Below are 15,118 nucleotides of genomic sequence, written 5' to 3' on the forward strand. Positions count from 1 at the left end.
CCTTGAGGGTGATGATTTTTTTTCCGTCACGCACCTCAAGCTTCTGCACTGAAGCTGACCTGAATTCCGCCTTGAAAAACTCGGCATGGGCGCGAAACGCGTCGGCCAGGCCCGTGCCGGTGCCGTCAAGGATGCCGGGGTAATTCTCCACCCGGCTGGTGGTCAGTATCTGCCCGCCGGGGCGGCCCTTTTCCAGCACCAGGGTATCAAGACCGGCCCGCTTGCCGTAGATGGCGGCGGAAAGCCCGGCAGGGCCCGCTCCAATGATGACGAGTTCACGAGTTTCCATCATAAGTTCCTTGTTGCAGTGTCGCTTGATATACAATCAAAACCATTCGCAGCCCGAATTTATGGACGTCCCTGCCATGCTCCCCAGGCCGGATGGCTGCTGGGCGGCCTGCGGCAAACTCGACAACATTTGCCGCAGGCCTTTTGTGGAGGAGGGACTGTCATGCCTGGCCTCAAGCGACCGCTGGCGGTTTTCATGCATCAGATTACAAGGCCTGTATGCAATCACCGAGCCAGTTTGTCAGGCGTGGCGCAAGGAAGGCTGGAACCCTGTGCGCCGCAGAGGCCAAGACATTAATTTAGCGAACTTCCACTCCTTTGGGGAAGTCTTTGTTCAATGCTGTCCACAGGCACCAGCAGGCGACGACCGTAATAATGGAGAAGGGCGCCGCCGCTGTTATGGACGATGTCTGCAATGCCTTGATGCCGCCTGTGAGCAGCAGCACAAAGGCGAGCCCGGCCTGAAGCGTTCCCCAGATAGCCATGCGGCTCTTGGGCGGGTTGAGCATGCCGTCGGAGGTGTACATGGCCAGCACATAGGTGGACGAGCTGGCGGAAGTCACCACAAAGATGATCAGCAGGGCCATCATCAGCACGGACATGATGCTGCCCAGGGGCACATAGTCGTACATCAGATAGATACCCACGCCGATATTGTCCTTGACGGTCTGCGCGATGTCGGCAATGCCCGTCACCTGAATGTGCAGGGCCGTGCCGCCGAAGATGGAGAACCATACCACGCCGCCCAGGGTGGGCACGATGAGCACGCCAGCGACAAATTCCCTGATGGTGCGGCCACGCGAAATTCTGGCCACAAACGAGCCGACAAAGGGGCCCCAGGCAATCCACCAGGCCCAGTAGTAGAGGGTCCAGTCGTCCAGCCAGTTGCGGTACGAGCCGCCGTAAGGGGCCACCCGGAAGCTGTCGGTGATAAAGTGGCTGAGATAGTTGCCGATGACAGCCATGCTGGTTTCAATAATGGGCAGTGTGGGGCCGAGGATCAAAAGTCCCACGGACAGAACGATACACAGCGTGAGGTTGGAGTTGGCGAGGAGCTTGATGCCCTTGTCCAGCCCTGTGGCCGTGCAAAACGTGTAGAAAAATCCAAGTATGACGATCAGCGAAAGCTGAACGGTAATGTTTTCTGGCAGCTTGAAGAGGAAATGCAGGCCGCTGTTGACCTGCATGACGGCGAGCCCTACCGACGTGGCCACACCGGCAATGGTGGCAAACACGGCCGCCACGTCAATGATGCGGCCAATGGGGGTGCGGGCGGCGTCCTTGCCAAGGATGGGCAGAAAGAGGCTGCTGAACAGGCCCGGAGCGCCCTTTCTGAACTGAAAGTACGCAAGGCACATGGCTATGACCGCGTACACAGCCCAGGGGTGCAGGCCCCAGTGGATGATGGAGGCGCGCAGGGCGTCTTCGGCGGCCTGAGCTGAATCAGTGGCGCCAAAGGGACGCACTATGTAGTTGATGAGCGGTTCCGCAACGCCGTAAAAGACCATGCCAACGCCGTGGCCAGCCCCAAAAAGCATGGCGAACCAGCTCATTGTGGAAAATTCGGGTTTTTCATCGGGCTTGCCCATTCTGAGGCTGCCAAAGCGGCTGAAGGCAAGAACAATGCAAAAAATGACGAAAAAGTTCACGGCGAGCATGTACCACCAGCCCATGTACTTCGTCAGAAAAGTGAAAACACTTCCTGTGAAACTTCCGAACTGTACAGGGAGCATAAGGCCGATACCGACCACGCAAAGAACGAAAATCAGTGATACATAGTAAACAAATTTGCTTGTTTGAACTTCTGGGGTATTGCTCATGGCTTCATCCTCATATTGCAGTTCTGAATTGAGCCGGGGAAAAGCCTTTGTACAAAGCGGCCCGTCATTGCAGCGCAATGACGGGCCGTATGTATTGTCTGCTATTTTTCCACCGGGAAGATAGTCTGATCCTGCACATCGGTCTGCAGGGCTTCAACAGCCCTTCCAACTCTGTGCAGGCGCATCTTCCACTGTTCTTCAAGGGAGGCCTGAGGATTGCCAAGAGGGTAGGGGACCGCAAACGTAGGAACTATGCGGTTACTGCCCACCGTTTTAGCGATATTGACAAGGTTGCACATGACCACAACAGGAATGCCGCTACGTTCAATTTCTTTTCCGATCGTTGCACCGCAACGAGTGCAGGTTCCTCACGTGGCTGTGAGGATGACGCCCTCGACTCCCCGCTGGTGCAGCACTTCAGCAATCTCGCGGCCCATGCGCGCCGCTTCGCCCTGGGTCGTTCCCGTACCCACGGTGGAGTAGAAGTAGTCGTCCACTTCGCCGAGCAGGCCTTCGTTCTGCAAGGCCCGCATGGCGTCCAGGGGCACGACCACGTTGGGGTTCTTGTCACCCTGTTCAGGGTCGTAGCCCGCGTGGATGGTCTTGAACACGCCGGATTCCAGCGCGGCCATCTTGCTGATGTCGTACTTGCCCCAGCGTGTGGCCGAGCAGGATTCAATCCTGTCCGGGTTGCCCACGGGCACGATGCCGCCGGAAGTGACCAGGGCGATCTTGATCTTGGTGATGTCCTTGATGGCCGGGGCGATGGGAATGAGGTCAGGGGTCGGGATGGGCAGTTCTGTCTCGAATTCCTTTCCGGCAAGCTTGGCAAGCAGCATGTCCACCGCGCGATCGCAGGCGGGCACTGGTTCCATGCCAAGGTCTTCAAGGTAAACCTGGTGACGGATGCCACGGCCGAAGTAGCCTTCCATGGCGGCGGGCAACAGGCGTTCGCCAGAGGCGATCTTGTCGGCAAAGGTGGCCATGGCGGTCATATCGGCCTTCATGGTCGTGGCGCGAGCGCCGCCCTTGAAGATATACAGGTCTTTTTTGAAAAGCTCGACACCGGGGTTTTCAACGTTCATAGAGCTGATGACCGGCACGTTGAACTTTTCGCTGACAGCCTTGCACACAAGGCCGCAGGCATTGCCGTAACGACCGGCGTTAAAGGCCGGGCCAGCGATGAAGATGTCGAACTCTTTGCCTTCAAGCAGCTTGAGGCAGCGTTCCACAGCTTCGTCGGCATGCGAGGCCATAAAGTTGTCGCCGCAAATCAGGGTGTTCGTGATCTCAACATTCTTGGAAACGGCATTGAAGATATTCGAGCATCCAAGAGCGCCATCGTGCATGGCTGGCTCATAGTCCGCCATGTCTTCACCGCCAACCTGTCCGAAGAACTGGTTGAGGTAGTGGATAGCTTTTTTCTTCATGGTCTTCTCCCGATAGAGTAAAAATTATCGACGTACCAATGGGTATTTTCGTGGGCGATTAAAACTCGAAGCAACGCTTGACCGAGTAGCCGCTGGGATGGTCGGCGCAGAAAACGGCGTTGTCTTCAAGCAGGCACGATCCGTCAGGATTGACGCAACCGTCCCAGCCGCCGGAGAGACCGTCGCGCCGCAGGGACTCCAGTTCACCAAGAACGGTTTTCATGGGGGCCAGGTGCACCAGTTCGGACACGTTGCCCGTGGAAACCAGGGCGTCGGCCCTGGGGTCAAGGGCCACCAGGGGCTGGGACTTGCCGTCGCGGCCCGTGCATTCGTTGGAAATACCGACGGTTTTGACCCCGGCCTTTTCCAGCTCCACAATGACCTGGATGTAGTCCACGTCGGGGTTGCCGTAGCCTTCTTCGGCCACAATGGCCCCGTCGGCGCCCAGGTTGTTGGCAATCTGGGCGACCATGATGGCGGATCTGACCTTCTGTTCCATGATCACGTTGAGGTTCGACATGATCACGCCGAGGAAGTTCAGGGTCTTGCCATGCTCTTTCATGAGGCGCTTGATGGTGGGGTTGGTCTGAAACTCGTACGTGGACATCTTGGAAGAGCAGGGCATGAAACTGCCGGAAACCACAGCGCCGCCAAGGATTTCATTGGGATGCATGTAGGTCGGGAGCATGTGGTTGCCGTCCCATCCGTAAACCAGGGTGTTGTAGCCCATGGCTTCCATCTGGGTCTGGGGCTGCATCACGTAGACTACCGAGGGCAGGCCGGAGACGGCGGCGTCACGGCGGTTGACGGCGTCAAGCTCGTAAACGTCGATGCTATCGGGGGTAAGGCTGGCCAGGGTTTTGCCAAGGAACTCGGCAAGGCGCATGCCAGCCCAGCGAAGGGCATGGTTTTTCTTCTGCTGCTCATGGCGCTCGAATTCTTCATCCGTGTCGGCCACAAGCACGATATTTTTCAGGAAGCCGTAGAGGGTGGCGCGCTGAAAGGGGCCGCCCATATCAATGAGGCCGTCCTGGAAGCTGCCCCAGTGCTTGCCCACAACCAGCAGGGAAGCGCCGGTAAGGGAGTGCACGCGGCCGGTCGCCGCCGAGCAGAGGTCGGAGGTCACACCGGGATGGTTGCCAGGAGCGCCACTGACGCGGCAGCGGATTTCCAGCGCGTCTTTTACGGGAACAAGGCGCACTTCATCGCCGGGCTTGACGATATGAAGCTCGGCTTCAGTAATATGCTCGTCCTTCATGACTTCGGCGAGCGCTTCTTCTTTGTTGACGGTAAAAATACCGTCGGCAAAGCCGGTTTTTGCGCCGAAGGCCACATCCTTCACTACAAAATTACCAATCTCAAGTTTCATGGGCTGCACTCCTTTTAGTGCTGAGAAAACGGTTTGTGCCGGAAAAGCCCTCTCAGGGGCCCCACAACCAGAACGCCATACACGGGCAGTTCTGATCTTCAACCGTATGTTGGAAAGACGGACCGGGCACGCAGCTGGTCCAGCCATTTGAGGTGCAGCGCCACCGCTGTGGGACCTCAAACCGAGTCGCTCGTATCATCGGGAGCGTCGGGCAAGCCTTGCGCCAGCCGGGCAGGTGATGCGCGCTCTTCCGTCGCCTTTCACCCGCAGGTCACAAAGTGCTTTTGCCGTATTGCTCCCGCATGTCTGCTGCGGCTTTTGTCAACGCCTCTCCATCCAGCACCATTTCCATCATGCTGATGTGCTCTTCCCACGCTTGGGGATCGGCCTCCTTTTTAATGGCAGGGTCAAGGATGTGATACACGGGAAGTCCCAACGGGACTCCGGACAATGGGCCTGCGTACGTGGGGTCGCCCTGGGTCACGGTCTCGGCGTAAATGCCGGTTCCGTCCACATCGGCTGTGCCCAGGATGACGAGGATGTCATCCTTGTTGTACTTGTCAGCAGCTTCTTTGGTGCGCTGCTGATTTTGCAGATCCATTGCACCTGCCGCGGTTCAAACAAAACATTCGGTTGCGGCAAAGACGACTTCGGCATCGCTCCCCTCAAAGACCTTGGCCATGGCCAGGCCGGGGACGCCATCCCGCTCGCCTATCAGAATAAGCTTTTTTCCTGCAATACCACTCATACATTCTCCTTTTTGTTGCAATAGAGGGAGATTAGTTTTCTAAATCGACATATAAAGTTGTCATACAAGTCTGTCTTCAATAAAATTCTAATAATATATAGTATAGTTATAAAAAAATAATTTACGAATTTTAAAATTTTTTTGTGTTTATGCGTTGTTATTGAAGTATGTTTTTGCTAAATCTTGTTTAACAAATAAGAAAATGCGTTTGCACTCTTTCAGGCCAAGCTGGAACCCGGGTGGATAGTCCCTCTACAGCAACATGTGTTCCAAAATTTTTTTAGGGTGGCAGAACGCTGGTATCGTGTTTGAATAGTGAAATAAATCACATAAAAATGATAAATGTTACGACAGGACGCGGTTGTGTGCAGAGGTCAGGTGCTTTACTAATTGAAAATAATTTTTAACTTTTGAAAAATTATTTTTAAATTCGTCAACATTCCATAGACGCCCAACACTTGCCTGACGGCAAAGGAGTTTCGCGAACATGAGAACAAAAAAGCCGAGCGCTATTATGAAATATACAGAGATGTTTGAGATGCTCTTTGACAGTGTGGATATCGGGCTGATCATCGCGGATGTGGACGGCACGCTTGTGTATTACAACAAGGCGCAATCGGCCATCGACAAGATTGACATTGACGACGCCCTGGGGCGCAAAATGTACGAGGTGTATAAATTCACCAAGGACTGAAGCCCGGCCATGCAGGTACTCAGGACCGGAGTACCCATAGAAAATAAGGTGTATTATTACTTCACGCGCAGCGGCAACCTTGTGTACTCAACGTGCACAATATACCCCCTGTATACAAAGGAAAAAGACCTCCTGGGCGTTGTGTGCTACAGCATCGGCTACACGGACCTTGCCCGCCATATGGAAAATGTGCAGCACGTCATCGAAGCTCAGGGCAACAAGTCCCCTGGCCGAAAGAAAGCTGCAGCAGACAAGCATTATTCCTTTGCGTCCATTGTCGGCATGAACCAGGAGTTGCGAAAGGCTGTGGGCATGGCGGAAGTGGCGGCCACCTCGTCAGCCTCCGTGATGCTTATTGGCGAAACGGGCGTGGGCAAGGAGGTGTTTGCCCAGGCCATCCATTACGGGAGTTCCCGACGCGGTCGGCCGTATACGGCCATCAACTGCTCGGCCGTGCCAGAACCGCTCCTTGAGGGCATCCTTTTTGGCACATCCAGGGGCGCGTTTACCGGGGCGCTGGACAAGCCTGGCCTTTTTGAAACCACAAACGGGGGCACGTTCTTTCTGGATGAAGTGGACTCCATGCCGATTTTTCTGCAAAGCAAGCTTTTGCGTGCCCTGCAGGAAAAGAAGATCAGGCGTGTGGGAGATGCCATTGAAAAGGATATAGATGTGCGCATATTGTGCGCCGTGGGCCAGCACCCCAAGGAACTGCTGAGCACAGGGGCCCTGCGGCCGGATCTCTACTATCGTCTGGGGGCCATAAAAATATTCCTGCCGCCGCTGAGAAACAGGATAGACGATATTATCCCGCTGTCCGATCATTTTCTCGCCAAGCATAATCCCAATCCGCTCAATCCGCCTCCACGGCTCTCTGAAGCCGCCTTGGCCCTGCTGTCGTCGCACACCTGGCCTGGCAACGTGCGCGAACTGGAGCATGTGCTTGAGGCCTCCATTAGTGTGGGGCAGGGGGTTGCCGTACTGGACGTCGAGCAGCTTACCAAGTCGTGCCCCGATATCTTCCCCCCGGACGCGGCAGCCGTCCCGCCAGATGTGGCTCCCGTGGAAGTCCGCGCGGCCGCGGCGCTCAGCGTAAAAGCGCCGTTGTCGGTTATTGCCGACGTGCAGGCGGCTCCAGATGCAGAGGCCAAACAAGGCGCACCCGAAGCGCCAAGCCCGTCCCCTGAAAATCTTCTGGCAAGTCGTAAGGATATGGAGATGGTTGCCATTCTGGACGCGCTGGGCAAGGCCGCCGGGAACAAAAGCCTGGCTTCCCGGTTGCTTGGCATATCACCCCAGCTTTTATCCTATAAGATTAAAAAGTTCGGCATCAATGCGAAAAATTTTGTGCCGAAGCAGCTTTAGCGCATTTACACTTTTTCAAAGTTAAAATGCTCCAGGTATTTCAAGCTGCGCGGGCGCTGGTGGCGCACTGTCCGGCGGTGTATGTCTGCCATGCCGCCAATGCCGCAGCAGAAGGGCGTTGAAGAGCTTCAGACGGTCAGGCACATTTTGTGCACAAACCTGTCCGGCCAGTTTGATCGCAAGCAGGCAGCACTTATACCGGGCACGTTTGTTCGCGCTGGCGTGCCCTCCCTGAGGAAAGGAGAGCCTATGCCAACACGCATATTGCACAAGGAAAGCCTGATCCCGGGCAAAACCAGCAAACTGGTGCTTGATGCGCCGGAAATCGCCCGCAAGGGCAAACCTGGCCACTTTGTCATGCTGCGCATGACTCCCACCGGGGAGCGCATCCCCCTTACCATTGCTGATACTGACGCCGAAAACGGCACCATTACCATTGTATATCTCGTCATGGGCAAAAGCACGGCCCTGCTTGAAGCTCTTAGCGTGGGCGACAACGTCCTTGACGTCTGCGGCCCCCTGGGCCACCCCACCCATATCGAAAAGAAAGGCACCGTCATCTGTGTGGGCGGCGGCACGGGCATTGCCGCCATGCACCACATTGCCAAGGGCCACGCCCGCATGGGCAACAAGGTCGTGGGCGTCATCGGCGCGCGCAGCAAAGACCTGCTGCTTTTTGAAAACGAGCTGAAATCCTTTGTCAACGAACTGCTCATCTCCACCGATGACGGCAGTTACGGCCACAAGGGCCTTGTGACGGAGCTTCTGCGCGACAGGCTTGAAAAAGACAAGAGCGTCTTTGAAGTCGTGGCCGTGGGCCCCGTGCCCATGATGGCGGCTGTGGCCGAAACCACTCGCCCCTTCGGCGTCAGGACCACGGTCAGCCTCAACCCCATCATGGTTGACGGCATAGGCATGTGCGGCGCGTGCCGCGTCAGCGTGGGCGGCAAAACCAAGTTCGCCTGTGTGGACGGCCCCGAATTTGACGGACATGAAGTGGACTTTCCTGAACTGCGCCGCCGTCTGGCCGCCTATCGTGAACAGGAAAAAGTCTCCATCGACGACTATCAGAGGACTGCTCATGGAAACTAAGACCCCCAAAAAGCCCGTTGCCCCCAGAGTGGACATGCCCTGTCAGCCCGCCGAAGTGCGCCGCGCCAATTTTGACGAAGTGGCTCTGGGCTACACCAGAGAAATGGCCATTGAAGAGGCTCAGCGCTGCCTCCAGTGCAAAAAGCCCCTCTGCGTCAGCGGCTGCCCGGTGGAAGTGCCCATCCGCGACTTTATCCGCGAAGCGGCGCATGGCAACATGGACGCCGCCTACCGCATCATCAAGAGCACCAACAGCCTGCCCGCCGTCTGCGGTCGCGTTTGCCCGCAGGAACATCAGTGTGAGGGCAAGTGCGTTCTCAGGGCCAAGGGCCAGCCTGTGGCCATCGGCCGCCTTGAACGCTTTGTGGCCGACACCTACATCGCCACCACGGCCTGCGAGCAGGTCACGGGCACGGATGCCTGCGCCCTGCCGCGCGGCGACCTCAAGGTTGCCTGCATCGGCTCCGGCCCGTCCTCCCTCACCTGTGCGGGCGTCTGCGCCGCTGCGGGCATCAAGGTCGACGTGTACGAAGCCCTGCACGAAGCCGGCGGCGTGCTCATTTACGGCATCCCCGCCTTCCGTCTGCCCAAGAACGTGGTCGCCACCGAAATTGACGGCCTGCGCCTGGCTGGCGTTGACTTTCACCTCAACTCCGTTGGCGGCCGTACCGTCGAGGTGGAAGAACTGCTTGAAACCCACCATGCCGTCTTTATCGGCGTGGGCGCGGGCCTGCCAATGTTTTTGGGCGTCCCCGGCGAAAACCTGGTGGGCGTGTTCTCGGCCAACGAGTACCTCACCCGCGTGAACCTTGGCCGGGCCTACGACTTTCCCAATCAGGACACCCCGGCCTTTCCGGGCAAGAACGTCACTGTCTTCGGCGCTGGCAACGTGGCCATGGATGCGGCCCGCACTGCCCTGCGCATGGGGGCTGAAAGCGTGCATATCGTCTACCGCCGCACCAGGGCTGAAATGCCCGCCCGCCTTGAAGAGCTGGAACACGCCGAGGAAGAGGGCGTGCAGTTCGCCATGCTTTCGGCGCCGCTGCGCTTCAACGGCGACAATGAAATGCGCCTTACTTCCGTTACTCTGCAAAAAATGGAACTGGGCGAGCCAGACGCCTCTGGCCGCCGCCGCCCCGTGGCCATTGAGGGCGAAGTGTTCGACCTGCCCACAGACCTTGCCGTCGTGGCGCTGGGCACACGCTCCAACCCCATTCTTCTGGACGCCACCCCCAAGCTCAAGCAGAACAAGTGGGGCTACATCGAGGTCAATGAAGAAACGGGTGAAACGTCCATACCCAACGTCTTTGCCGGGGGCGACATCGTCACCGGCGCGGCCACGGTCATTCTCGCCATGGGGGCGGGGCGCAAGGCCGGGCAGGAAATTGTGAAGCGGCTTCTGGGCTAGATACGGCCGGATATCGCACCGGATATCGCAGCGGACATTGCAGCGGATGTCGCACCGGATATCGCAGCGGATACCGCACCGGATATCGCACGGACATTGTAGTGGCCATTGCAGCGGGGTTGGGCCTGCCTTGGCAGGCCCACCCACTGCACGCCACAACATAGCGTAACTTCATCTGAAACGCGCATTTTTCGGCAGGATAGCCACTTTGAAATACAAAGTATGTCAGAGGTCTCTGATTTAGTTGACTACGGTGCTCAAGATGCTTGCCGCCCTGGAAATTTCATCGTAATCTGGATCAACTGATGCAAGCAGATTCACGCTGCAACCGTGTAGCGCCACTGGTCTGGCGGCTGCGCGGGCAAGAGTGTTTTTTGTACAATGCCCACAGTCGGCCAAAAAACTGCAACACAGCATGAGCGCCATGACGCACACCTGTTCCCACATTTCGCACGTTCCTGATATCCTCAGGGCAGGAGCGCTTGCGCCATCGGCGCGGCGATCCGGCCTTGTGGCATCTGGTGGAACCTGACTTTGCGGCGCTGTGGGACAGGCTGTCTCGCGTCATCCTTCAAGCAGGGCCGCTCTCTAATCATTTTCCGGCCCTGCAAGGCAGGGTTGCGGCAGTTCTTTCTCACAGCGCAGGTTTCGCATGTAAATGCGGAACCTTTTTTTATTTTTTTGAGCAGTTTCACTTTGAAATTGCTCTGGCGGCTGCGTAAGCAGTCGCCCGCAGCGAAGGCGTAAACGCAATTTATTCGCGCTGTTAAGCGTCGAAGCGAGCGTACCGTAAACTTTGAGAACGAACATTCTCAAAGTTCATCCGCTCCAGGTGAAAAAAGCTTCGTGCCCTACAGGGATTGCGGCATTTTATGGTGGCAGCAGCAGCGGCGTTGCAGGCTCATACTGTTTCAGGTGTGCGAAGGCATGGCCGCACACCAGGCGAAAAGGACGGATCAGGGCGCTTTGTCCAACATTTATTGACGGAGGCTGTTATGGATGCAGAAAAAAACGGGCGTCGCGGTTTTTTGAAATCGCTTGCCCTGGGAGCAGCGGGAGCCGCGCTCATCACGCCGCAGGCCGCACAGGCCGCAAGCGGGGGCACGCTTCAGGTCTGGTCGTGCGGTGGCCTTGCCGAGGCCATGTGCCCGGCGCATGAGGAGTATACCCGGCAATCCGGGGTCAAGGTTGTGTATACCGGGGCCTTTGCCGGTGCTCTTGGCAAATCCCTGCTCGGCGGTAGCGGACATACCGAGGTTTTTGCCGGGCGTGTGCTTGCGCTGGCGCAAAGCCTGCGCAAGGCGGGAAAAATGCTCGAGTTCAAACCGCTGTGCTTTACGAGCTACGTGATCGCGGTTCCCAAGGGCAATCCCGCTGGCATCGCGAGCCTTGAGGATCTCACCCGCAAGGGCGTGCGCGTGGCCATGGCCAAGGAGGCGTCCCCGCCAGGAGGACAGGCCGTCATGGGTCTGCTCAAGGCCGCCGACCTGACCCAGAAGGTGCTGGCCAATGTGCCGGAACAGGGAACCTGTGTGCAGCGGTCGGTGGAAGACGTCACCAGCGGCAAGGCCGACGCCATGATTGTGGAGCGGCGCATCTGCCGCATGCCGCGCTTTGCCAGCCATCTTGATGTGGTGGAGATCCCGGAAAAGTTTTTTCCCGCCGGGCCGCTGACCTTTACCGTGGGCCTCATGGCCGACGCGGCGGACAAGGATCTGGCCAACGCCTACATCACCTGGCTGACCAGCCCTCAGGGACAGGCATTTTTTGAGCAGGCCGGGTTTATCCCCGCCATTTCTCCCAAGGGTCAGGAACTCATTGAAAAGCTGGGGGTCAAAGATGTTGCATGAAATTGTCGCCCGCCCCAGCCTCAAGCTGCGGACTCTTCGTTGGTGCAACAGGGCCGTACTGATCGCCTCCACGCTGTTTATCGGTGAATGGGGATTGTACGGCGCGTTTCGCTGTCCTTTTGTGGTGCCCTTTGTCAGTTGTCAGAACTGCCCGGTCATAACCTGTCCCGGCCAGGTGTCCCGCATGTTCTGGGGATTCTGGGGCATCTGGCTGGCAGTGGCCGTGTTCTTTGGCAGGGCTTTTTGCGGCTGGCTGTGCCCTGGAAACTTCGTCAACCGGGTTCTGGCGCTCAATCCCTTCAAGTTCGGGCCAAACCCAGTAGGCGTGAAGAACTACAGATGGGCCAAATACCTCATGCTGGCGGCGGGTCTGCTGGTATGGTTCGCCATGGGGCAGCCCAGAGTGAACGTGCCCCTGCGAGTGGGCGAGTTCTGGCCCTCGGTCATGCTGACGTGGGAACACGCCTTTCCTCTGTGGCAGTTGCGCTTTGTCATTACGGTGGGCGTGCTGGCCCTGGGGCTGGGCATCATCATGTGCTGGTGCCGTTTTGCCTGCCCCTTTGGCGCGGCTCTGGAGCTTGTGCGGCGGTTTTCCCTTTTCCGCTTTTACAAGACGCCGGAATGCAATGACTGCGACAAATGCAGAAAGGCCTGCAACATGCGCACGCGGCCCGATGAGGAAAACTGCGTCAACTGCGGCGACTGCGTGGGCTCGTGCCCCAAGGACTGCATACGCTTCGGCGTCAAGCCAAGGGGCAAGGCATGACCATACTGCAGCCGGACAGTTCGCGGCATCCCTGCTTCAGCCCGGAGGCGCACCGGTCTTTCGGTCGTGTGCATCTGCCCGTGGCGGCAGGTTGCAACGTGCAATGCGGTTTTTGCGACCGCAAATATTCCTGCGTCAACGAGTCCCGCCCCGGGGTCACGGCACGGTTGCTTTCGCCGGAAGAAGCCGTTGACGCGGCCCTGCGCGCCGTGGCCCACATGCCGCATCTGAGCGTTATCGGCATAGCTGGCCCCGGCGATCCGCTGGCCGACGCCACGCGCACGCTGGACACTCTTGCCACGCTGCGCGAAGCGCTGCCCGGCATGCTCCTGTGCCTGTCCACCAACGGTCTGGCCTTGCCACTGCATGCGGACGCGCTGGCCGAACTTGGCGTGGGCCATGTGACTGTGACGGTCAATGCCGTGGCCCCCGCCGTTGGCGCGGACGTGTACAACTGGGTGGACGACGGCGACAGCCGCGTAACCGGGCAGGAGGGCGCGGCCCTGTTGCTGGAGCGGCAGGAAAAAGGCGTGCGGCGTCTGAAGTCCCTGGGCGTGACGGTCAAGATAAACACGGTGGTCATTCCCGGCGTCAACAGCGACCACGTGCAGGACATAGCCGTGGCCGTGGCGTCCTGGGGGGCCGACCTCATGAACTGCATACCGCTGCTGCCCGTGGCGGGCACGCGCTTTGCCGACACACTGTCTCCCGGCCCGGACGTCATGCACCGCCTGCGGGCCGAAGCCGGGGCCATAATCCCCCAGATGCGCCATTGCACGCGTTGCCGCGCCGACGCTCTGGGCTTTCTTGGCGAAGACGGGCGGCTTGAGGACATCTGCGGCGCGCCGCCCGCGTCGCGGGCCGGTGCTCAGGAGTTCGGCCAGTAAGCCTGGCGGCTCCCGGTGCGCACGAATCAGCGACGCCTGCAAGCGCCCGGCGGCTTCGAGCGGCGGTCTGGTTTTTACGGACAGCCGCCAGAGCATTAAAATACCCGCTCCGGCGCGTAACCGCACAAATAAATAGCGTTTGCGCCTCTGCGGCGGGCGTCTGCTCACGTATCCGCCAGCGCAATTTCAAAGTAAACGTGCGCCAAAAAATTTTAAAGATCTGGTTCCCATGTGCTGTAACGGTTTTTGACATTATGCAACTCTGGTAAACTGATGGAGGTTCTATGCGTATCCTGTTCAGCAAGATTCTGACAATCGCGTTTGTGCTTGCCCTGGCAGTTGCGGCCCAGGCGGCGGATCTGCCGAAGCTGAAAGTGGGCTACATTTTTACCACCAACCACACTCCCCTCATGGCGGCCATGGGCATGGGAGAAAAGCTCACTGTGGACGGCCTGTGGATGCAGCCCCTGGTGCCCAAGGAAAAGTACCAGTTGATGAAGAACGGCAAGGCCGTGGCTGTGCTTGACATCGTTGTCATCAAGAGCGGTTCGGAAACCGCCACGCTCTTCGCCCAGAAGCAGCTTGACATTGGCCTTGCCTCCATCACCGCCATCATGGCCGGCATTGACAAAAACATCCCCATCAAGATCGTTTCGCCCCTGGTGCTGGCCAGCGGCGGCGTTGTCGTGTCCAATGACGTGCCCGCCAAAACATGGCCGGAATTCATCGCCTACATCAAGGCGTCTTCCAAGCCTGTCAACATTGGCTACCACTCGCCCAGCAGCTCGCCCATCATTATTCTTGAAAGCGCGCTCAAGTCCGAGGGCATCAGCTACACGAGCAATCCCCTGGATCAGAAGGCGCAGGTGGTGCTGGTAGACCTGAAAGGCATGTCCAACCTTATCCCCGCGCTGAGCAGCAAGCAGGTTGACGCCGTGGTGGGGCCCGAACCTTTTCCGCAGACAGCGGTGGGCAAGGGCGCTGGTTGCGACATCAGCATGCTGCGTAACCTGCCGCCCGAAAAAAAATGGACGGACTACCCCTGCTGCGTCATAGCCGCCAGGGACGAGACCATTGCCGAGCACCCTGACCTTGTGCGTGACTTTGTCCGCCTGATGGCCGGAGCGGGGCAGTGGTGCAATGAGGACACCCAACGCGCCGGGATTCTCGGATCAAGCTGGATAGGCCTGCCCGAAGAGATCGGCAAGAATTCCAACCTGCGCTTTCTGCAAAGCTTTACCGAGGGCTGGAAGGACGGCGCTGACGGCTATTTGAACGAACTGAACAAGGCCGGGTATTTCAAGGGCGCGCTCAAGGACAAAACCTTCAAGCAAGCTGAAGGCATCCTTGTAGATCCACAGTTTCTGAACGGCAAATAGCACTCCTGCGTGTTGCGCCCGC

Annotated in this window: 14 protein-coding genes; 9 read left to right on the forward strand and 5 right to left on the reverse strand. The window is 58.1% G+C overall.

The window, feature by feature from the left end:
- From RBR41_RS09825 to grdA, 5 genes are all read right to left on the reverse strand, one after another.
- Positions 1-289: NAD(P)/FAD-dependent oxidoreductase (locus RBR41_RS09825; protein WP_320352389.1), on the reverse strand; the 289-nt coding region annotated here is incomplete at its 3' end.
- Between the two features lie 298 nt (positions 290-587).
- The gene (locus RBR41_RS09830; RefSeq protein ID WP_320352390.1) at positions 588-2,108 is read right to left on the reverse strand and encodes a BCCT family transporter; all 1,521 of its coding nucleotides are present in this window, start codon (positions 2,106-2,108) and stop codon (positions 588-590) included.
- A gap of 101 nt (positions 2,109-2,209) precedes the next feature.
- Complete coding sequence (locus RBR41_RS09835; RefSeq protein WP_320352391.1) at positions 2,210-3,538, reverse strand: glycine/betaine/sarcosine/D-proline family reductase selenoprotein B; 1,329 nt, start codon at positions 3,536-3,538, stop codon at positions 2,210-2,212.
- 58 nt (positions 3,539-3,596) lie between these two features.
- Positions 3,597-4,907, reverse strand: coding sequence for a glycine/sarcosine/betaine reductase component B subunit (locus RBR41_RS09840; protein WP_320352392.1), 1,311 nt, complete (start codon positions 4,905-4,907; stop codon positions 3,597-3,599).
- A gap of 271 nt (positions 4,908-5,178) precedes the next feature.
- The gene (gene grdA / locus RBR41_RS09845) at positions 5,179-5,655 is read right to left on the reverse strand and encodes a glycine/sarcosine/betaine reductase complex selenoprotein A (protein WP_320352393.1); all 477 of its coding nucleotides are present in this window, start codon (positions 5,653-5,655) and stop codon (positions 5,179-5,181) included.
- Positions 5,656-6,169: 514 nt separating this feature from the next.
- Here grdA and RBR41_RS09850 point away from each other — a divergent pair.
- The 9 genes from RBR41_RS09850 (at position 6,170) to RBR41_RS09890 (ending at position 15,096) form a co-directional block, all read left to right on the forward strand.
- A complete protein-coding gene (locus tag RBR41_RS09850; protein WP_320352394.1) occupies positions 6,170-6,349 on the forward strand; it encodes a hypothetical protein in 180 nt (59 codons plus the stop codon).
- Between the two features lie 9 nt (positions 6,350-6,358).
- Positions 6,359-7,714, forward strand: coding sequence for a sigma-54 interaction domain-containing protein (locus RBR41_RS09855; protein WP_320352395.1), 1,356 nt, complete (start codon positions 6,359-6,361; stop codon positions 7,712-7,714).
- 249 nt (positions 7,715-7,963) lie between these two features.
- Positions 7,964-8,806 carry a sulfide/dihydroorotate dehydrogenase-like FAD/NAD-binding protein gene (locus tag RBR41_RS09860; protein ID WP_320352396.1) on the forward strand — a complete coding sequence of 281 codons (843 nt, stop codon included), beginning with the start codon at positions 7,964-7,966 and terminating at the stop codon, positions 8,804-8,806.
- Positions 8,796-10,214, forward strand: a complete 1,419-nt coding sequence (gene gltA / locus RBR41_RS09865) for an NADPH-dependent glutamate synthase (protein ID WP_320352397.1) — start codon at positions 8,796-8,798, stop codon at positions 10,212-10,214. Before RBR41_RS09860 ends, gltA begins: the two co-directional genes overlap by 11 nt.
- 509 nt (positions 10,215-10,723) lie before the next feature.
- Positions 10,724-10,936, forward strand: a complete 213-nt coding sequence (locus tag RBR41_RS09870) for a hypothetical protein (protein WP_320352398.1) — start codon at positions 10,724-10,726, stop codon at positions 10,934-10,936.
- A 273-nt stretch (positions 10,937-11,209) separates the two neighbouring features.
- Positions 11,210-12,064, forward strand: a complete 855-nt coding sequence (locus RBR41_RS09875) for a substrate-binding domain-containing protein (RefSeq protein ID WP_320352399.1) — start codon at positions 11,210-11,212, stop codon at positions 12,062-12,064.
- Positions 12,054-12,830 carry a 4Fe-4S binding protein gene (locus tag RBR41_RS09880; RefSeq protein ID WP_320352400.1) on the forward strand — a complete coding sequence of 259 codons (777 nt, stop codon included), beginning with the start codon at positions 12,054-12,056 and terminating at the stop codon, positions 12,828-12,830. The genes RBR41_RS09875 and RBR41_RS09880 overlap by 11 nt, the downstream gene beginning before the upstream one ends.
- Complete coding sequence (locus tag RBR41_RS09885; RefSeq protein WP_320352401.1) at positions 12,827-13,717, forward strand: radical SAM protein; 891 nt, start codon at positions 12,827-12,829, stop codon at positions 13,715-13,717. Before RBR41_RS09880 ends, RBR41_RS09885 begins: the two co-directional genes overlap by 4 nt.
- 284 nt (positions 13,718-14,001) lie before the next feature.
- Positions 14,002-15,096 carry an ABC transporter substrate-binding protein gene (locus RBR41_RS09890; protein ID WP_320352402.1) on the forward strand — a complete coding sequence of 365 codons (1,095 nt, stop codon included), beginning with the start codon at positions 14,002-14,004 and terminating at the stop codon, positions 15,094-15,096.
- The last annotated feature ends 22 nt before the right edge of the window (positions 15,097-15,118 follow it).

Source organism: Desulfovibrio sp., assembly GCF_034006445.1.
Lineage (GTDB): Bacteria > Desulfobacterota > Desulfovibrionia > Desulfovibrionales > Desulfovibrionaceae > Desulfovibrio.

Coding starts and splice junctions, on each gene's coding strand:
- RBR41_RS09830 (WP_320352390.1), bottom strand. CDS start 2,108: ATGAGCAATACCCCAGAAGTTCAAACAAGCAAATTTGTTTACTATGTA.
- RBR41_RS09840 (WP_320352392.1), bottom strand. CDS start 4,907: ATGAAACTTGAGATTGGTAATTTTGTAGTGAAGGATGTGGCCTTCGGC.
- RBR41_RS09850 (WP_320352394.1), top strand. CDS start 6,170: ATGAAATATACAGAGATGTTTGAGATGCTCTTTGACAGTGTGGATATC.
- RBR41_RS09855 (WP_320352395.1), top strand. CDS start 6,359: ATGCAGGTACTCAGGACCGGAGTACCCATAGAAAATAAGGTGTATTAT.
- RBR41_RS09860 (WP_320352396.1), top strand. CDS start 7,964: ATGCCAACACGCATATTGCACAAGGAAAGCCTGATCCCGGGCAAAACC.
- gltA (WP_320352397.1), top strand. CDS start 8,796: ATGGAAACTAAGACCCCCAAAAAGCCCGTTGCCCCCAGAGTGGACATG.
- RBR41_RS09875 (WP_320352399.1), top strand. CDS start 11,210: ATGGATGCAGAAAAAAACGGGCGTCGCGGTTTTTTGAAATCGCTTGCC.
- RBR41_RS09880 (WP_320352400.1), top strand. CDS start 12,054: ATGTTGCATGAAATTGTCGCCCGCCCCAGCCTCAAGCTGCGGACTCTT.
- RBR41_RS09885 (WP_320352401.1), top strand. CDS start 12,827: ATGACCATACTGCAGCCGGACAGTTCGCGGCATCCCTGCTTCAGCCCG.
- RBR41_RS09890 (WP_320352402.1), top strand. CDS start 14,002: ATGCGTATCCTGTTCAGCAAGATTCTGACAATCGCGTTTGTGCTTGCC.